Annotated in this window: 18 protein-coding genes and 3 pseudogenes; 3 read left to right on the top strand and 18 right to left on the bottom strand. The window is 44.3% G+C overall.

What is annotated here, in order from left to right; all coding sequences use genetic code 11:
- Nucleotides 1-254 precede the first annotated feature (254 nt).
- The 12 genes and pseudogenes from KW548_10275 to KW548_10220 form a co-directional block, all read right to left on the bottom strand.
- Nucleotides 255-1374 (bottom strand): annotated as a pseudogene (locus KW548_10275) (hypothetical protein).
- Between the two features lie 20 nt (nucleotides 1375-1394).
- A complete protein-coding gene (locus KW548_10270) occupies nucleotides 1395-1874 on the bottom strand; it encodes a type III secretion protein (protein QXX05604.1) in 480 nt (159 codons plus the stop codon).
- 67 nt (nucleotides 1875-1941) lie between these two features.
- Entirely contained in the window at nucleotides 1942-2532 is a 591-nt protein-coding gene (locus tag KW548_10265) for a pathogenicity island effector protein (protein QXX05603.1), read from the bottom strand.
- A gap of 13 nt (nucleotides 2533-2545) precedes the next feature.
- Complete coding sequence (locus KW548_10260; protein QXX05602.1) at nucleotides 2546-3985, bottom strand: type III secretion system translocon protein; 1440 nt, start codon at nucleotides 3983-3985, stop codon at nucleotides 2546-2548.
- Nucleotides 3978-4451 (bottom strand): SycD/LcrH family type III secretion system chaperone, encoded by a 474-nt coding sequence (locus tag KW548_10255; protein ID QXX05601.1) that lies wholly within the window; start codon nucleotides 4449-4451, stop codon nucleotides 3978-3980. The genes KW548_10260 and KW548_10255 overlap by 8 nt, the downstream gene beginning before the upstream one ends.
- Before the next feature lie 9 nt (nucleotides 4452-4460).
- Nucleotides 4461-5252 carry a secretion protein EspA gene (locus KW548_10250; protein QXX05600.1) on the bottom strand — a complete coding sequence of 264 codons (792 nt, stop codon included), beginning with the start codon at nucleotides 5250-5252 and terminating at the stop codon, nucleotides 4461-4463.
- 48 nt (nucleotides 5253-5300) lie between these two features.
- A complete protein-coding gene (locus tag KW548_10245) occupies nucleotides 5301-5882 on the bottom strand; it encodes a secretion protein EspA (protein ID QXX05599.1) in 582 nt (193 codons plus the stop codon).
- Nucleotides 5883-6239: 357 nt separating this feature from the next.
- Nucleotides 6240-6581 carry a hypothetical protein gene (locus KW548_10240; protein QXX05598.1) on the bottom strand — a complete coding sequence of 114 codons (342 nt, stop codon included), beginning with the start codon at nucleotides 6579-6581 and terminating at the stop codon, nucleotides 6240-6242.
- 50 nt (nucleotides 6582-6631) lie between these two features.
- Nucleotides 6632-6820: a hypothetical protein gene (locus tag KW548_10235; GenBank protein QXX05597.1), complete on the bottom strand. Its 189-nt coding sequence runs from the start codon at nucleotides 6818-6820 to the stop codon at nucleotides 6632-6634.
- A gap of 8 nt (nucleotides 6821-6828) precedes the next feature.
- Nucleotides 6829-8034: a type III secretion system inner membrane ring subunit SctD gene (gene sctD, locus KW548_10230; protein ID QXX05596.1), complete on the bottom strand. Its 1206-nt coding sequence runs from the start codon at nucleotides 8032-8034 to the stop codon at nucleotides 6829-6831.
- A 12-nt stretch (nucleotides 8035-8046) separates the two neighbouring features.
- Nucleotides 8047-9501 carry an EscC/YscC/HrcC family type III secretion system outer membrane ring protein gene (locus KW548_10225; protein ID QXX05595.1) on the bottom strand — a complete coding sequence of 485 codons (1455 nt, stop codon included), beginning with the start codon at nucleotides 9499-9501 and terminating at the stop codon, nucleotides 8047-8049.
- On the bottom strand, nucleotides 9498-9887 hold the full coding sequence (locus KW548_10220; GenBank protein ID QXX05594.1) for a hypothetical protein: 390 nt from the start codon (nucleotides 9885-9887) through the stop codon (nucleotides 9498-9500). Before KW548_10220 ends, KW548_10225 begins: the two co-directional genes overlap by 4 nt.
- 206 nt (nucleotides 9888-10093) lie before the next feature.
- On the opposite strand from KW548_10220, the pseudogene KW548_10215 reads away from it, so the two are divergent.
- Nucleotides 10094-12875: pseudogene (locus tag KW548_10215) on the top strand (two component system sensor kinase).
- A gap of 68 nt (nucleotides 12876-12943) precedes the next feature.
- On the opposite strand, the gene KW548_10210 reads toward KW548_10215, so the two are convergent.
- The 6 genes from KW548_10210 to KW548_10185 form a co-directional block, all read right to left on the bottom strand.
- Nucleotides 12944-13588 (bottom strand): two component system response regulator, encoded by a 645-nt coding sequence (locus KW548_10210; GenBank protein QXX05593.1) that lies wholly within the window; start codon nucleotides 13586-13588, stop codon nucleotides 12944-12946.
- A gap of 160 nt (nucleotides 13589-13748) precedes the next feature.
- Nucleotides 13749-14801: an EscU/YscU/HrcU family type III secretion system export apparatus switch protein gene (locus tag KW548_10205; GenBank protein ID QXX05592.1), complete on the bottom strand. Its 1053-nt coding sequence runs from the start codon at nucleotides 14799-14801 to the stop codon at nucleotides 13749-13751.
- 2 nt (nucleotides 14802-14803) lie between these two features.
- A complete protein-coding gene (sctT, locus tag KW548_10200; protein ID QXX08034.1) occupies nucleotides 14804-15574 on the bottom strand; it encodes a type III secretion system export apparatus subunit SctT in 771 nt (256 codons plus the stop codon).
- Between the two features lie 12 nt (nucleotides 15575-15586).
- Entirely contained in the window at nucleotides 15587-15856 is a 270-nt protein-coding gene (locus KW548_10195) for an EscS/YscS/HrcS family type III secretion system export apparatus protein (protein QXX05591.1), read from the bottom strand.
- Nucleotides 15853-16503 carry a type III secretion system export apparatus subunit SctR gene (gene sctR, locus KW548_10190; GenBank protein ID QXX05590.1) on the bottom strand — a complete coding sequence of 217 codons (651 nt, stop codon included), beginning with the start codon at nucleotides 16501-16503 and terminating at the stop codon, nucleotides 15853-15855. The genes KW548_10195 and sctR overlap by 4 nt, the downstream gene beginning before the upstream one ends.
- Nucleotides 16504-16693: 190 nt before the next feature.
- Nucleotides 16694-17056 carry a hypothetical protein gene (locus KW548_10185; GenBank protein ID QXX05589.1) on the bottom strand — a complete coding sequence of 121 codons (363 nt, stop codon included), beginning with the start codon at nucleotides 17054-17056 and terminating at the stop codon, nucleotides 16694-16696.
- Nucleotides 17057-17314: 258 nt separating this feature from the next.
- Here KW548_10185 and ccoN point away from each other — a divergent pair.
- Nucleotides 17315-18741: pseudogene (gene ccoN, locus KW548_10180) on the top strand (cytochrome-c oxidase, cbb3-type subunit I).
- Between the two features lie 13 nt (nucleotides 18742-18754).
- A complete protein-coding gene (gene ccoO / locus KW548_10175; GenBank protein ID QXX05588.1) occupies nucleotides 18755-19375 on the top strand; it encodes a cytochrome-c oxidase, cbb3-type subunit II in 621 nt (206 codons plus the stop codon).
- Nucleotides 19376-19386: the final 11 nt, after the last annotated feature.

The raw sequence follows: 19386 nt of genomic DNA, 5'->3' as shown, positions 1-19386 counted from the left end.
TTGGTGAATTAAGAAAAGCGCTTTTTGAGGTGACTCACCGCTTACTCTATTTGAAAATGGGCCTGTTAGTGTCGACAGGCCCCGAGCCAATTTATTATTAATTTGTGTTCGAAGGCGACATGTTTAAACAGGCACCAATCGGCCGTATCTTAGAATATGATGCTAGTTAACCGTACGAAATCTAGTCTTTTAAACAATGACAGGCGATAGCTTTTTACATCCTCACCCGCACCACCTGAGTTCATAAACGCTTCTAATTTCAGCTTGAGATCGTTCAGTATTTGATCTTTCTTGGCAAGCTCTTCCCTCAACATCGCTTCCCGGAGTTTAGCGGCGTTTTGGGCAGCGAGAAGAATCGCTTGAGATTGTTCCTGCTGTTTCGCTTTCTCGCTCGCTAGATGAAGCTGTTCATCTTTGCCTTGGATTTCATGGGTAAGTTCGTTTCGTTCTTGCTTAGCTGAACTGAGTTCATCAGACAAACCGGACACTTTTTAGACAACCCTGACAATTTGGTCGACATGTCTGCTGTTCTCATCGACATAGCGCCGGACATGACTTCGTCTGTAAGTTGAGATTTTAGTTTCTGTTTATGCGCTCTGAGCTCATTGTCTGCTTTCTCTTGTGCTTTTTGTTGTTGTCCAAGCTAAATCCGAGAGCTTTGTCTCCGGCTGCACCAACCCCCAGTTTTGCAAGTTTGGTTGTGGATATCACACTGCTAGCGGCTCCAAGGGCTGATGGTACTGAGACAGTCCCTGCATATAGAGTCCCTATCGTAAGCCCTAATCTAAGTAGCGCAGAGCTTGCTTTCGCCCAATACTGCGCTCGATCATCACTCATCCCCATCTTTTCAAGCAATTTATAAGTAAGATTTGAAATGGTATCCGCCCCCATTTTAAGCCCTTCACCTCCATGCGCTTTACTGTACCAATTGGCGGCAGCACAACCAGCATCAGAAACCGCCAATGCGAACGCGACACCGGCTGCTGCAACAAGTGGAACCCCTAGACCGCCACTAAAAACCGTCGCCGCGATAGCAAGCCCTAAACCAATTCCCGCTATTGCAACATTGAACAGCTCTTTAAAAAAGGTGCTTTTTGCGACGTCCACCCCTGCTTTTTGCGCCTGATCATAAAGACGGGTTGAGTTTTCGATTAACTGTTTTGATTCTGTTGTTGAGGTTTTGTGCGTACTTAAATAGTGACTCTGCTCTGGTGTAACTGCAAGATCCAAATGGTTGACCGTATTCATCTGGTCTTTGAGTGGCACCTGTGAAATATCGAACGTTCTTGCTTCGAGTTTCGATGTCGATTTCGGCATCGCCAAATCTAAATAGCTGAGGTTTGCCAGCCCTTGGGAAGAAATTTCTGTTGGCATGTGAGCTCTCCTACTGCGAGTTAATGAGTGATGTCATCAAGTAACGATTGTGCGATTGCACGAATCTCTGGTTGTTCAGGGGGAATGTAACTTTGTTCAATACTGGTTTGTAATGCATCAATAGCTTCAGGTTGTTTTTTCAGTGACAAATAACACTGGCCTATTCTGAAGGTAACGCCAGCGTCACAGGCATTCATCAAAGTGGCATACCCATAAAACGTCAATGCATGTTCAAATTGATCTAGGGCGTGAAGAGTGGAGGCCATACCGAACATGTATTCACGACGCCAAGGATTATTCATTACCAGATAGGTAAAATGTGTCAGAGCTCCGGACATATCTTGTTCTTGATATCGCTCCAGAGCATTCTGATAGACCTGTTCTAATTCTGATTGTTTTACACCATTGAGCTGCGCCAGAGTTTTATGACCGCTGACGACATCCTGAATGGATTCTGCGACTTGATTAATGTCGACTGGCAGGAAATTTGTGTTTGTCATAAGATATTCCATCATCTGCAGAGCACCGAAGAACGGTGCTCTGCACTAGGTTTATGTAAAGAAGAGATCAGTTATGGACAGCGGACGCAATGCGACCGTGGAGTTCGACTAACTCTTTGACCAGTGAACGCATCTGCTCTGATATTTGACGTGCTTTATCACTGAGTTCGTTGACATTCTTGGCATAGTTCTGAGCGTTCAACGCTTTGAATTCACCATCCATTTTTTCCATTTCAGCGTCCTTGGTGATAGACGCTGATACCATGGATCCTGCGCCATCGACGCCTTTGCCCAATGCTTGACCGAGATGAGTGGCTCCTTCACCAAACTTACTCGTTGCACCAACGCCCACCATACCAATTGCACCTGACAGAATTTGTAACCCACCAGACCATGCAGCAGATTCAAACGCACTTTTGATTGCATCACGTTTAGTGTCCATCGACGCTTTTTGCACATCCCAGCCTAACAGTTGTTGTTTTTGGTTGTATTCCTGGAGCACATTGCGCAGCTTCTTGAAAATCTCAGCCAGTTTTATAATCAGCTCATTGAGCTGTGAGATAGCATCCATCGCTTCACTACCAGATACATCTTGATCGTAGCCAGTGTGACTCGACGCGTTTACCGGAGCATTATTTGATACTTGTACTTCACTCATAATTTCCCCTTAGCTACACTGCTGATGTCGCAATGCGTGCTTGTAACATACCCGTTTCATTGATGACTTTGCTTGCACCGTCTAAGGTGTCGCCTTGTTTGTCCACCAAATTTTTGATGGTTTTGGATTGCTGCTCTTTGGCCTTGTCGTACCAGTCGTAGCAGAATTCCATTAGATTTTGTTTCAGAATCAACTCTTCAATTTGTTTTTGAAGTTTCGCTTTCTCTTCGGTCACGATACCGCTGGTTATGGCTTTGCCAGAGCCTGCTGAAGCGCGAAGTAGATCAAGTGAGGTGTAGGTACATGCTTTGATAACGGTTTTGATCACTTCATTACGCACCATAGTCGTGACTTGTTTGGTGATCTCCTGAGCAGTGATCTGAGCCCCTTTCTCGATGGCAGCAGTCGCTGCTTTCTCTACCGATTTAGTCACGATTTGCTGGATCGCTTCTTCACTGAACGCTTTGCCCAAAGACTTAGCAATTTGACCGCCGCGCTCTGCAACTTGCTCTACGCCCTTACTTACGCCGCTCATTAATTGTTTGCTGACCTGTTCAGCCACTTGCTCAGAGACTTGTTTACCGACTTGCTGCGCGATGTTGGTTACTTCTTGTGTAGAGCCTTTACTTATGCTTTCGACTAGTTTCGGTGCCGCCTCTTTCATTGCCGTTTCAGTACCTTTTGCAATCGAGCGTGTGGCTGAAATGGCTCGACCTGCCTGGAAGATATCTAAGGCCATGCCGACAATTTCTGCACCTAGCTGAACTTTTCCCGCCACATCGATAACCTGTTGGCACTTCTCTTTATCCGCCCCGCAAAGAATCGCCGTTTCTGCAGCGGCTTTGACCATGCCAGCAATGCCTGCTGTGAGGTAAGCGGCACCACTGGCCATATCTAATGCCCCGCCAGCCACATCTCCAACGGCTATCCGCGCAGCGCCTTCAATCAACTTGAATACGCCGACAACAGCTTCCACCGCACCAACAATCCAGTCGAAGATCGCACCGAAAATGCCGCCTTTATGGGCTTTCTCAGATTGTTCTATTCGCTTAGCGAGTTGCTCCTGAAACTCTTTGACTTGCTGATCACGCAGTACGGCTTGCGTATCCGTCATCAGTCTACTGGCTTTAGCAGCGGCATTTGCTGTGTCGCCAAAGGTTTTAAGTCCTAGGTTAGCAGCCATGAGAACCATATCGTTCATGGAAGCTTTTTCTAGTTGACTAACTGTGACGTTGTCACCCTTGTGAAAAGCCGATAGTACACGTTGTAATGCCTGACTCGCTACGTCTGAGCTAACCACTCGCGTTTTTGTTTCATGGTCGATGACATCAACAAGGCCACCCGGCGTTCCAGATGAAGGTAAACGCGCCTTGGTTTCCTTACTTTTATCAAGATGCTCAGTTTCCGATGTGCCTGTTACTGGCATTTGGGTATTGAAGCTAACACTAGTCATGGTGAACCTCCTGAGTAAATTGAGCTAAAGCTTTGTTGGCTTTCTCTGCGATCTCATCCCACACTCCGTCAGGATGACAGTCGCATACACGCAACGACGCTTGGTAAGATTTAATCGCGTATTCATTATTGCCTAAGGCTAGGTAGTTGTTACCTGCAAAGTAAGGAGCACGGGGGTCTTCTACTTTGACAATACCTGCACGACCAAAACAGAAAATCGCCTCTTCATATTGTTTGAGTTGCTGACAACATGTTCCTAGCGCAAAAAAGTAATCAAAGTTCCACTGGTCAATTTTCATCAACAAGTAAAAGATCCGTTTCGCACCTTGGTAATCGCCATAGTTCATAAGCTGAGTGCCATATTGGTACAGAAGGTCGAGATCTTTCTGTTCTACGTCTGCCAGCATTTTGAGTGAGCCACCCTGCTGCAAGAATGCCTGCAAGGTTTCAAAATCTTTTTCTACCATAACGACCTCCTATCTAATGTTTTGTGCAATGGACTTGTTCATTTCTGCTAGCATGGTTTGCATGCTGTTCAGCAGACTCACGGTCACGTTGTAGGTTTGCATGATTTTTTGCAGCTGAAGCTGTGACTGAGAAACAAAGTCAGATGCCCGGTTAGATACGGTATCAAGTGCAGCTTTGACCGCTTTTAGTTTGCCCTGATCAAGACCACCTGAGGCTTGTAGGGTATCGGCGATGTGCTGCATGTGGTCCTTGTTAATACGCTGGCCAGACATGTAGCCCACTTCAGGCAGACTCCAGATATAATCACATGCACGCTTTCCATCAACCTTAATACCGTGTTGATCCATGTAAGACACAACATCCTGCCAACTGTATGACTGCATACCCTCTGGGCCACTAGCGTCAATTTTTGCTTTGAGCTTGTCGAGATACTTAGCTGATGGATCATTGGTTTTGAGATACTCGCTAATAGACATGCCATCAACCGAGAAACCATTGTCCTGCATATACTTGACGACTTCAGGTGGTAGTTGACCCGTTGCCTTGTCACCCTCTTTGGCCACTCTGGCAATCACTTCGTCAACACGGTTGGCCATGTCTTGAGCGGTGCGAGATACATCCGCTTTGGCTTGCATCTGCCCGTACTTAGCATCGGCTAATTCAGACAAAAGATTCATGAATAAATACAATACCGCTACGCCACCCGACAATACGCTATCGCCTTTAATCGCATTTTCTATTTCAACTTTGTCATTTTCTTTAGACAAAGGAGCGCTCACGCCGTTATCAATTTGAAGCATAACAACTCCTTTTTAATAATTTATTGAACAGGTTTACATTAAAAATAATTAACGGATATTCTGGGCAATCGATTTATTCATTTCAGCCAACATGGTTTGCATGCTATTTAAAAGACTGACGGTCACGTTATAGGTCTGCATTAATTTTTGTAATTGAAGTTGGGATTGTGAAACAAAATCCGACGCTCGATTCGATACGGTTTCTAGCGACGCTTTGACCGCTTTTAGTTTGCCCTGATCGAGATTATTACCATTTTCTTGGAGGTATTTATCGATCGATTTTCCATCGACAGTAAAACCGTTGTCTCTCATGTAGGTGACGACGTCTGAAGGCAGTTGGCGGGTTGCTTTGTCTCCATCTTTATCTTTAGCGGCTTCCGCTACCTTTTCGTCGACACGGTTTGCCATATCCTGAGCAGTGCGTGACACTTCAGATTTTTTCTGCATCTGAGAATATTTTGCATCGGCCATTTCAGACAGTAAGTTCATGAACATATAAAGAACCGCAATACCACCAGAAAGTACGGAGTCACCTCGTGATGCTATGGTATTTTTAATATCTTCACTTTGTTGAGAATTGATGATGCTAGTACCTTGAGTACCTGATGTATCATTAAGATTAACAGCCATAATATTTTCCTCGTATGAATAGGTTTACTACTACAAGCTGGGTTCTAAATTGGAAAGTCACCATTTAGCATCTCAGTTTGTAATTCCATATTACCGCTGGTATTTTCTTTTTATTTCAAATATCCAAAATTCATTCCTAACGGTGGTTGGACCAGTTTTTTAAATGTTAAAGCAAGAATAGAAAAAATATGTCACTTTATAAAGGTGCGACATTCACGAAACCGATTGTCGTCCACCACATAAAAACATCCATCAGTGTTTATAACGTATCTGAGTATAAAAAACCGGTATAACAATTTCGCTATACCGGTAAAGGACCATAATGGTCATTGACGAATAAAATAAGACTTTTGAGATCTACATGTATTTTTTGAGCACTCGTTTCTTTGGTTTAGGTGCCTCAGACTTTTGATCATCAGTGTCCCCAAGGGTTTTGAATCCATCTTCTAACCGTTTGAAGTTGTCTTCTAACTGAGTCACTTTCGACATAATAGCTTGCTGGGAGTGGTTAAACCCTTCGGGGAATGCCTGATTTAGCTTTTCTAGCTTCCTACGTGCTTCGGGATCATGCGCCGATTTTTCTACCAAAACCTGAATTTCGCTCTGCAATTGTTCAAATTCTTTCATCTGTTCTGCAAGCATACTACGACGGCTGTTTAGATCATCCATTACGGATTTAATGTCGTTGAATGTATCCATAGTTTTCTCCGGTTTTCAAAATAATACGTAAAGTAGGTGATTGTATTTGTTTACTGGTAACGCTTTGCCAAAATACTGATCACATCCTGAGCGGCGTCAATCGCCTGATAAAGACTCTCTGTGGCAGGGCTGTTTCCCTTGCTCAATTCATGGCGTGCATTTTTCAACTGCACAATGAAGTCGTCCTTTGTCTTTGGTTCTCGCCTTAGTGTCGATTCAAGTTGAGTAATTCGCGCCATAACGCCTCCTATAAAATGAAAGGTATATGAATAAGTTCACCATCTCGGCTAAGATCCAACCCTTTCAGGTCGATATGGCTTACCACATAACCACTATCAAGTTTGCTGTTTAATATCAGCCGAGTGCCATTGCTTAACTCGACAAAAGGGTGGCTACTGTTTCCACCAAAACTGACAATTTGCCCTGAAAGATAACGAGATAAATTGTCTCTCACCGGAATATTCTCAAATCGAATGTCGATGTTCTGGCCGGTGTGCGCCATTAACTGGGTACCTACCTGACGTATCTGAGAACGCACTTTGTTTTGAAAGTGCCCTGTTACCATGATGCTGTCCTGACGACGTTCAACCATCAGACCGTCAAGCAAACCTTTTTCACGTAGAGCCTCAATGAATTTTTGAACATAGCCACCAATATCATTGGCCACTTGCCAGTGTTTAAGACCCTGAACTTGTTCCAATTCACGAGTTACTTTGTCCCACTTCTCACCTGATTGGATTGCACCAGAAATTCTAACGACCCCCATTCTTCTTGATGGCATAACGTTGATGTTCTGATATCCATTTGCACTCAGCACCGATTCCACGTTGCCAATCAGAGTGTCAGTGCAAACGGCCTTATTTGTAAAGCGAATGGAGTGCTGTTTTAATCCCTCTTTTAACTTAGCCATCGCTGTTGAGTTGCCGCAATAGCCGGTCATTGTCACGACACCATCCACTCCCCAATTGGCATTGACCTGATGCAATGCAGGTACACTGAGCTGATTTTGCAACCATAGCTGCGGATCGAAGACAGGTGTTGCTTTTTCGGGCAACATCAAAGTCAGAGCCATCAGAGCGGCAGTGAATAATGTCAGTGCCAGTAGTACGACTTTTGTTGTCCGGCTATGTTTGGTTTGGGCATGTCTAGGGAGCTTTTGCCATTCCAATGCTTGATCAGCTTGACCAAGTACCAGACCCACACCACAGATTTCGATTGGCACCCCCATTGGTAACGCCTCTTGGGTATTTATAAGGCTCCCGTTTGCCCACACTTGGACTGTGTCTGTTACAAACACACTCTTGTCTTCAACCCTAATGTTTAATCGTTCACGTTCAGCGAGTGGCACCATAATGTCGCCGCTAGGCCCCATTGAGAGCTCACCCTGAGGTAGTTTTAACTCTCTACCTTGCATTGGGCCTGTCAGCCATAAAAGCTTGGTACTGTTTTCCATAGCTACTCCCATTTATTGATTGACAGGTTCTGCCTTAATCAAGAACAGACGCATAACACTTTGCTTACTATGGTCTGTACTACGGAAAAGTCCCCCTAATAGCGGGATATCACCCAACAACGGAATTTTATTTTCTACGGTATGGTTTTTCTCCTGAACGAAGCCACCAAGCAACAGACTCTCACCCGTTTTCAGTGTCGCTTGGGTAGCAATCTCTGAGTTCTCCACTTGAGGTAATGGATCTTTACTGCTGACGGGCTTGGATTGTTGGCCATCTTGAATATTGAGTGACAGCATCACTTTCTTATAGTTGTTCTCAGTGACCAGTCTTGGTGTCACTCTCAAAAGAGAACCTGTTGTTACAGACTCCAATTTCGCGACTTTTTCCCCTTCAATCTTGGTGTAAAAGGTGACGTTTTTATCTAACACAGCCTGGACATTGTTGAGCGTCACGACCGAAGGTCTCGAAAGAACTTTTGCTTTCGAATTCTGCTCTAGTGCATTGAGCCGAACCATAAAGTTTCCAGTATTACCAATCACAGTCGAGAAATTGTCACTACTTAAGCTGCCCTGATTAAAAGTAATGCTACCACCACCGATTTTAGCCGCTGCTGACCAGTCGATACCTAATTGGTTAAAATCTGATGTATCGACATCGATAATGGTTACCGAGACTTCAATCATGGTCGGGGTAATATCGAGTTGCTTGATCAGAGAGGCGTACATTGCCATGTCCATTTTATTGGTACGAATGATCACAGCGTTCTGACGGGAATCGGCAGAAAAGCTGGTTGTGGTCTGGTTGCTTTCATCAGGCCCTTGATCTTGCTCTATTTGTTTAAGTACAGAGACAACGCCTGGTACGGTGACATCTTGGCTTCGATAGCTATAAACCGTATCTGTAGCTGATGCATATTTAAGCGGAAAGATCTTGACGGACTTCTGGGATTGAGCGTGCTGTTTCGAATCGTTGTCCAACTGCTGGACAAACTTACTTACCGTACTTACGCACGCTGGTACGCCGTTTACCTGTACTGCATGAAGCCCTGAAATTGGAGTCACTTCACATGCAACTTTATCCAGGAATCCAGCTTTGGCGATGTAACGCGTCGCCTCCTGATTGGACAAAGAGGACAGTGAAATTACTTCGTTGGTCACTTCTCTTGCTTTGTTTACATGCAACAAATCGCCGTCATAGTACCAGACTAAGCCGTATTGTTGAGCTAGCATCTTCAGTATCTGCTTTGGTGTCTGACCCTCAATTTGACCACTGAAAGTGTCTTTTACCTGATCGCTCACTTCCATAGGAATACCATAGTTTTTACCCACATCTTCAATGACAGATTTTAACGGTGTCCCTCGGCTATATAATACAAACGGCTCACCATGCCACTGGACAGCAGATATTGGTGCAGCATGGGCAAAGTTGATCGTAAATAGAAGTAACCAGCACAGTAATTTCTTCATAGTTTTCTCCTCCAAATACGAGGCTTGCTAAGAGGCGTGGGTTTTAACATTTCTTGCTCAAGATACCTGCCTAGAGCCAGTTGCATCTTGAAAGAAGACACCAACTCTTGGTCGTCGAGGTCACTAGGGTAGTAACGCCACAGTACCCACTCCTGGTTGTTGTGATCTAAACTACATTCCCAACCCTCTTCACAAGCGGCGAGTACCAGAGAAGCTTGTATCGACCAAACACGATTGTTTGGCGGCTCTATCTGTATTCCTATCGTCACGTAATGCTCTGATTTCAACCAGCGGATTCGTCTACTCGCACATTGACCCTGCCATTGGCTATCATCTTGTAGGTTATCCGTCACTAGATAGCCCATTGCAATTAAACGTTCGATCATTGGAAACCTCTTTCTCCGATTTCGCATTCAGTATGTATCGTGAGGTGATGGTGCGGTATCAGGTGAACACCTTAGTCTCTGCTAGGCGGAAAAGTTTTATTATCTATATCAGGGAAAGATGGATCTTACGTGATGCTTCACGCTAAGGTAGAAAGAACGAATCTCAGAAGTGATTGCGTTAAAAATCAATGACTACAGGAGTAGACATGAAAACTCGTTGGAATTCTTCATTGGTCACCAAGCTCACCATAGCCTTTATTTCGGTGTTTATGGGCTTGTGGGTACTCATTCAGATCAATGCATTCGACAACACCTACAACAGTACATTAAATCAAACACTAAAGAGCTATAACCAGATTAGTGAGATTCGAGCGCAGATGAATCGCAGCCTTTTTGCTCAAGCCATGGACGATACTCAACAATTCGAGCAACGCCTTCAACGGTTTCAGGCCATGAAAGTGGACCCAAATGTGGAGTTAGTTGCTCATCAGTTCAATATTGGCTACACCTCACCGCACATAGAGCGGAAACAACTTTGGGCGCTTCAAACGTTTGGCATCGCAGGCCAACAACGCTACGTTGATAGCTTTATTATTGAACCAGGACGACAAGTGTCCATTTATGCCGCGTCTGAGGTCGAACGCTCCCATCTCGATCAGCGAGTCGATGAAATTGTCGAATTATCGCAACTTCCAACTGAAGATGGTTTTCGCTGGAGCGAGCCCAAATATGATGCCGCTAGAGATAGCATCTACCTGCTGCTTAGCTACACATTAAACCCAGAGGATGATAGAGCACGTCAAGTCGGATTTGCTATTGATATCAAGGACGTCGTTACTGTATCCAACGTTTATTCCAAAGGCGATCAGAATTTATTTCTCACACCTAAAGGGGTGATTCCATTTCATGGACAGGACAAACCCAATTCACAAACTCAAGCCCAACTCAATAGCCAAATCATTCACTCAGGAGGGATTGAAAATGTAGAAGAGTTGTTTGAAGTGGCTGATTATTACGTCGTAAGCAAATTCATAGATGGACCTGATTGGCTCCAGATTTCAATGGTCCCTAAGTTGAGAATTGAACGAATAGCTTACACCCCATTTTATAGCGAGCTAAAGTGGTCGTTAATCTCTTTTGCTGTGATGATCTTGGTGATGCTTTGGATCCTATGGAAATCACTGGCAGAGACGATTCGCAACTTTGTAGGCATCATTAAAAGTGACCGTCAGCCGACTTTCGCTCGTCGTTTGCCCGAATCACGAAAAAGATGAACTGGGTGATATTGCTCGCGCCTATAACATGTTGCTCGACACCATTAAGTCAAGCTATGACGAACTAGAATCGAAAGTAGAGCAACGTACGGTTGAGCTCGCTCATGCCAAACAACTTGCTGAAAAAGCGACGGCGCGTAAAAGCGAACACCTCACCAATATTAGCCACGAGTTGCGTACACCTCTCAATGGCATTACAGGCTCACTTGAGTTGTTGCGCAATACTCAGATGAATGAACAACAAGCCGATTTAAGAAACACTGCGTATACCTGTGCTAAGTCTTTGCTTAGCATCATTAACAACCTACTCGATTTTTCAAGAATTGAAGCCGATCAGATAGAGTTAAATCTAGCCAACAATCCACTACTTAAGGTGGTTGATGAAGCCATGCTGACCATTCAATCAAACGTCGTCAACAAGCCTATTGAATTAAAAACTCTGGTCGCAGACAATGTGCCAGAAAGCTGCACATTTGATCCTATTCGTGTCAGACAGGTACTGGTCAACTTACTGGGCAACGCAGCTAAGTTCACTGAGCGAGGTCACATCTTTCTCTATATCGAAGTCAGAGACGACACTCTTTGTTTCACGGTCGAAGATACAGGGCCAGGTATTGCCGCCCACAAACTGGATGAAGTGTTTGAACCCTTCAGACAATCTTCTTCACATCAGGTTGGGACTGGCCTCGGATTACCAATTTCCCGGAAGCTCGCGACCATTATGGGGGGGAATCTAACCTTAAAAAGTGAACATGGTACAGGTTCAACCTTTATTTTCTCTTTGCCTATGACGGAGCCCGGAATGCGATTACGCCTTAAACAAGGCGTCATTGATGCACCAGAAAATTTACACACACAAATTTCACTTTGGGGTGGTGAGTGTGTCGACAACCACTCTGATTCACTTCAAAACGAAGAACTGAATTACTTGCCTTGGCGACTTTGGAAGCGTTTGTACGAAATTCAGCATGGGATTTCAACCGAGAAAACCCTAGTTCCCGCGAAGGAAATGTTACCGTGGAAATTGAAGATACTCCTAGTGGATGACGTGGAAACCAATCGCGATATCATCACCAAGATGTTGACTGAGCTTGGTCAAGAAGTGATTTGCGTAGAGAGCGGTGAGTTCGCCTTACAATCTGGCGAACGCCATATCTTCGATTTAGTATTGATGGATATACGAATGCCTGGTTTAGATGGTTATCAAGCAACGCAACTTTGGCGTGAAAGCGAGTCTATCCTTGATACAGAATGTCCTATTATGGCGTTAACGGCCAACGCCAACCATTCTGAGCACGATAAGTCTATGCACCTGATGAACGGTTATCTCACCAAACCGGTTTCATTAAAGGAGCTTGCAAAAGCGCTTGATATTGCGGCAGAAATTCAGATAGATCGCGACATGCAGCCCGATATCAATATCGATTCAAATGCCCCTATTATGGATTTCACTGAAGAGGAATTTACTCAACGTCTCGCCAATCATTTCCAAGATATGGCGCAGGCAGCCAAAGAAAGTTTAGCCGACCACAATTGGCAGGAACTGAGAGATATATTACACAATGTTAAGGGAAGTGCAGGTCTCGCTGGTATAAATCTTGTGTCTGAAGCGGCAGCAGAGTTAGAGAAGCAATTAGAGCTAACCAACCATATTGACGCCAAAGAACTCGAGCCTCTGCTCCAAGCCTTGAGAAACTATCAAACGCAGTCTTAATTAACCGAGTCACGGAGAACGGCGAACCTGTTGGACACAGCATTCGCCGTTTGAATACAGCGGTTAAATTAAATGCCCATTCTATGAGCCCATTTCATCAAATCGGCCACATTGTGAGCATCGAGCTTGCGCATGATGTTCATTCGGTGTGTTTCTACTGTTTTCAGACCAATCAGTAGTACTTCAGCAATGTCACGATTACGTTTGCCTTCGAAGATCAATTTAAGCACCTGTTTCTCACGTGGTGTTAAAACAGGAATATCCCCTTCTTCGACACCGCTCAATGCTTCAATATGTTTAGCATCGAGAGCAGGATCAAGAAAACTCTTGCCTCGAGTAACACTCTTGATCGCCGCAAGTAAGGTGCTTTTCGACCCATTTTTCAACACATAGCCATTTGAGCCTGCATCTAACGCCTCTCTTGCCTTTCGCTCTTCTTCCGAAGCTGTAAGAACAATAATCATCATGTCTGGCCAGCGCTTGCGTAACTGCCTAATCGCCTCAACACCGGACATGCCCGGAAGATTTAGGTCCATGAAGACCATATCTGGCTTCAGCTTGAGACATTCCTCATATACCCCTAACCCATCTGTAACAAAGCCGACCAGCTCTAGATTTGGGTACGGAGAAAGGCAGCTTTTTAAACCATCGAATATTAGGTCGTGATCATCCACAACCAAGATTTTTAAATGTGAATACTCGCCAAATGTCATCGTCATTCTCCACGTCAGAAACCGATGCGTATAAGGTTCAATATAACCAAACTGCTACGAATTTATTGTTGTTATTGTTATTCAATCTATCATTCGACGTGAAGTTATCAAGGTTGTTTGTCATTTAAGTGACATAGGTTCTCATAACTCGGGGGCTTTTTTAGTCCTCGCCATCATCATAAGACACATTCATTACAACTCGCAGCAACTCTGCTACGGGTTCGAATAGTGATTCAGGAATCACTTGTCCCGACTCAACTTGATGGTACAAAGCACGAGCAAGGGGAATATTTTCAATCAGAGGAATACTATTTTTTTCTGCCATTTCAACTACATGAAGCGCCATATGCTCTTGAGCCTTGTCTAATACCAAAGGCAATGGTGTTTCATCAGGCTGATAATACAAGCATACTGCGATGTGGGTGGGATTGCGGACAATTACTGTCGATTTCTTCACGTTGGACGCCAAGGAGCCATTTGCAGTCTCTCTTTGCAATTCGCGACGTTTCTGTTTGACCTCGGGGTTACCTTCGGTTTCTTTGTATTCCTGTTTGGTATCTTCTTTCGACATTTTTAGCTGTTTCATAGTCTGGAAATGAACAAATGCGTAGTCACCCGCAGAAAAAACAAGGTAGCAGACAAGAAACGCTCCCCATAGCCATTTAATCAAGGTAAAGATTATCTCGACACCACAATCCACGCCACATGTCGGTAGATATTGAAACATGTTAACGTGCTGATGCAGGAGATAATAGAAAACCAAGCTGAGAACTAGTATCTTGAGCATGTTTTTGCCCAGTTCAAACAAGCTTTTCATTGAAAAGATATTCTTGGCATTATTGATGACATTGACTTTGTTGAAACTCGGCTTGAGGCTTTCTGATGCCCAAACGGGACCTGTTTGAACCATACAGCTAAAAGCGACAGTAATAATCAGAATAAAGACTAATCCAGCAATAAAACGAATTAAAATGTAAACAAACGCGGCAATGACGGTTTCTGCCGCCACTTTAAGCGGTAAATTGATGGAAGTAATGGCGATATCTATCATTTTCCATATCGCTTCCATCATGTTGTGCCCTTCAACAATAAAATAACCAAGAATCACGGCCATCTGAAAACCAGTGACAATCTCGTTGCTTTTAACAACCTGACCTTTTTTACGAGCATCACGGAGTCGTTTGGGAGTGGGCTTTTCCGTTTTCTCTGCCATGGCTACCCCTTGAGTAGTTGAAACAGTGTTGAAATATTGCTTTCAAATTGATTGATTTGATTGAGGTAATGAGTCAGCGCAAAATGCATACTCACCAAAAGCAAAAAAACCACCAAGATGCTTTTTATTGGCATGGAAAGAAAAAACACATTGAGTTGCTCAACAGAGCGGTTGACCAAACCAAGCGCCACATCAACCATGATCATGACCACCATCGCAGGCAGTGCGAAACTCAAGCACATATCTGACATCATTTGCCACTGTTGGCTGATAAAGGCCAATAAATCGTGATTAAATGACAAAGCGGAGTCAGGTGGTAAAAGGGTATAAGATTGGTATAGCGCTGTGAGTAAAGCATTGAACCCACCCGAAACCAGAAACAGTACGCTCAGAATTTGGGTGAAGAACATGCCGAACACTGAAGACTGAAGCCCCATTAGAGGATTGAGTACCGTTGACATCGATGCCCCACGCATTGTGTCAATAACAAAACCGGCCATATCAATCGCCCAGAATGGAATAGCGGCACAGAAGCCAACAATCAACCCGATGAGAAGTTCTTCCCCATATATTAATGTAAGTTCTGTCAGAGGCTTGGCCGCAAAATCGACAGGATGCGCTTGCATCATTGGAATAATGGGTAACGCAAACATCAGTACAAGCGTATTGCGAATCAAGCCACTTCCCATCGCCCCACCTTTGAAAAGTGGTAGCATTATCATCATCCCCAGTGGTCTCATCATACAGAGTGCTAACATCGGAATGTATTGCATCAGGGTCGCCATTTAGCCCCCTACATGTCCGATTTGATCGAAAGCCAATCCAGCGTAGTTGAGTAAAGTGCTCCCCATCCAGTGATAGCTCACAGCAAGTGTGATGCACACCGCAACCAACTTAATTAGAAATTGCAAAGACTGGTCTTGTATCTGAGTCAACGCTTGAAACAGACTGACCAAAATACCTACCGCAGAAGCAACGACAACCACAGGCAAAGAAAGGATCAGCACCAACCAAAGCAATTCTGAAGTAAAATGTATGATGACCGCTTCATTCATGAGAAAGACCCCATCAACTGACCAATCAGTTTGTCCCAACCGCCCATTAGGATAAAAATTAGTAGTTTGAATGGCAGGGCTATCGTCATTGGTGACACCATCATCATACCCATTGCCAATAGAATGTTGGACACGATCAAGTCGATGGCAACAAATGGAAGATAAAGCAAGAAGCCGATTTTGAACGCTTCGATCAATTGACTCATGGCAAAAGCAGGTACCATAACAAGCAGTGAATCTTTGGATAATTCGCTCTGGTATTGCTCAGGCCATATTTTATGCCCAATCTCAGAGAAAAACTGAATCTGGGTATCACTGGTATTGTGGCTGAGAAATTGATGATAAGGCGCAATAATTTGATCACTGATCTGGACAAAAACATCGGGAGATGCCCAATCAACGGGATGTGCGGCTAAGTTATCTTTAATAGCTAAACCGACAGGGGCCATCGTAAACATGGTGAGGATGAGAGCCAAACCATAAATGGCCATATTGGGCGGAATCTGCTGAATACCCAGAGCATTTCGTAACATTGACAACACAATGGAAAGCTTTAAAAAAGACGTCCCCATAACAGCAAACAACGGCAGTAAAGACATAAAAAATAATACTGCGATCAGTTGAATTGGATTGTCCAGTAAGGCCATAAGCGACTCCCAAGTTTGGTGACATGTAGAGTTTGCGCTAAATCGCCACTGGGTCATATCAGGTCAGGACCTGATATGACGAAAACAAACATTATTCACGGTTGAAAAAGCAAGAAAGGCGCTCCAAAACGGTAACGGTTGATATGTTTAGTCGAATGCTTCATCTAAGGTTATACGCCTGTTTTCTGCCTTATAGACGAAACTTAACACCAATAATATTAGACTCTTTCAGATCTTGAAGTGTCAGTTCGAAGTCGTCATTAGAAGAAAGCTCAACTTGCCAATTTTCCCCTTTAGATTCGATTTTTAACTGTGGATTTTCGCTAATTAACTGCCAATTTCCCGACGGTCTCTCGACCACAAGTTTTGAGCCTTGCAAAGACGCACTGATAGAACTATTTTTAACATTAAAAGTACAACTTGGTTTCAACTCACATTCGACATTTCCATGCTCATTATGTGTCATTGTTCGCCAAATAAACGCTGCAATTAAAAGGGTTAACATGATGATTATTTGAGCAAAACGGGCGCGTGTGAGTTTTTCGGCTGCCATTCTGTAGGGTTCTCCGTGTAACAAACTTCAAAGTTTTAAAATAAAAGGTCAAAACCTGACCGACTGTAAGGTTACTACCCTGTCATTGAATTGTTAAATGCAGTATAGTTGGCGGCTGAAAATGCCACTTTTTTACTAAAATCGGCAAGAAAGTTTAACCGACTGTTTCGGCATCATTTTCTTTATGGTTTGGGTGGCATTACGACATGTGTCGTGTTGGAAGTAAAGTGTAGTTAATTAGAAATTGGAAGCATGCAAATGAGCCAAGAAAAGCAGCTTGAACAAAACTACAACTATACGGTCGTCCGTCAGTTCACCCTAGTAACCATTCTATGGGGTATTGTCGGTATGGGCGTTGGTGTTTTGATTGCCGCTCAATTAGTTTGGCCACAGCTAAACTTTGATACGCCGTGGTTGACGTACAGTCGTTTACGTCCCCTGCATACTAATGCGGTTATTTTTGCGTTTGGTACAAGTGCTCTGTTCGCAACGTCTTACTACGTTGTGCAGCGTACCTGTCAAACTCGTTTATTTGGTGGCCCTCTTGTTGCCTTCACCTTTTGGGGATGGCAAGCAGTCATTTTAGCCGCAGCAATTACTCTGCCTCTGGGGATGACCTCAGGTAAAGAATACGCTGAACTGGAATGGCCGATCGATATTGCTATCGCAGTGGTTTGGGTATCTTATGCCGTCGTGTTCTTTGGGACTTTGGTCAAGCGTAATACCTCTCACATCTATGTGGCAAACTGGTTCTTCGGAGCCTTCATCATCACAGTGGCAGTTCTTCATATTGTCAACAGCATGGCCATCCCTGTATCAATGAGCAAATCCTACTCGATTTACTCTGGTGCCGTGGACGCTATGGTTCAATGGTGGTACGGACATAACGCAGTAGGTTTCCTACTCACTGCGGGGTTCCTAGGTATGATGTACTACTTTGTTCCTAAGCAAGCTGAACGCCCTGTTTATTCTTACCGTCTATCTATTGTTCACTTCTGGGCGCTGATCTCACTATACATTTGGGCAGGCCCCCACCACCTCCACTATACTGCGCTTCCTGATTGGACACAGTCTGTTGGTATGGTGATGTCTTTGGTTCTGTTTGCACCTTCTTGGGGGGTATGATTAACGGTATCATGACGCTATCTGGTGCTTGGCATAAGCTTCGTTATGACCCTATTCTACGCTTCCTAATCGTATCTCTATCTTTCTATGGTATGTCTACGTTTGAAGGTCCAATGATGTCGATTAAGACAGTAAATGCACTGTCTCATTACACTGACTGGACTATCGGCCACGTACACTCTGGTGCACTTGGTTGGGTTGCGATGGTTTCTATCGGTTCTGTCTACCACCTAGTCCCTCGTCTGTTTGGTCAAGAGCGTATGTACTCTGTGAGCATGATCAACGCGCACTTCTGGTTGGCGACAATCGGTACAGTTCTCTACATCGTTGCAATGTGGATCTCTGGTGTAATGCAAGGTCTGATGTGGCGCGCAGTCAACTCCGACGGTACGCTAACTTACAGCTTCGTTGAGTCGGTACAGGCTTCTTACCCATTCTACTTCGTGCGTTTCCTAGGTGGAGCAATCTTCCTAACGGGTATGTTCTTAATGGCATACAACACGTACAAGACTGTATCAGCGCCTAAAGATAGCTTAAAAGCTATCCCACAGCCGGCATAAGGAGCTTAAAAGAATGAGTTCTAATTCTAACAATCGCCACGAAATTGTTGAGCGCAATGTCGGTTTGCTTGCGATTCTTATTGTTTTTGCAATTAGCTTGGGGGCTCTTGTAGAGATCACTCCACTTATTTTCCAAAAACAAACCACAGAGCCTGTTGACAATCTGCGTCCGTACACTGCTCTTGAGTTGGAAGGTCGTGACATTTACACCCGTGAAGGTTGTAACGTTTGTCACAGCCAAACGGTTCGCCCTTTCCGCTCTGAAACTGAGCGTTACGGTCACTACTCTGTCGCTGGTGAAAGTGTTTGGGAGCACCCATTCCTATGGGGTTCTAAGCGTACAGGTCCTGACCTAGCACGCGTCGGCGGTCGTTACTCTGACGAGTGGCATCGCGTTCACCTAATGGACCCGCGTGAGCTTGTTCCTGAGTCAAACATGCCCGGCTTCCCATGGCTGGCGGATAATGTTCTTGATGGTAAGAACACTCAGAAGAAGTTAACCATCTTCCGCGATCAGTTTGGCGTTCCATACACTGATGAGCAAATCGCAAACGCGTCTAAAGATGTAGAAGGTAAAACTGAGATGGATGCCATCATCGCTTACCTTCAGTCTCTTGGTCACGCAATGAAGTAATAAAGGGGTGA

The organism is Vibrio neptunius (genome assembly GCA_019339365.1).
GTDB lineage: Bacteria > Pseudomonadota > Gammaproteobacteria > Enterobacterales > Vibrionaceae > Vibrio > Vibrio neptunius.
This window is presented reverse-complemented; position numbering and strand designations above follow the sequence as displayed.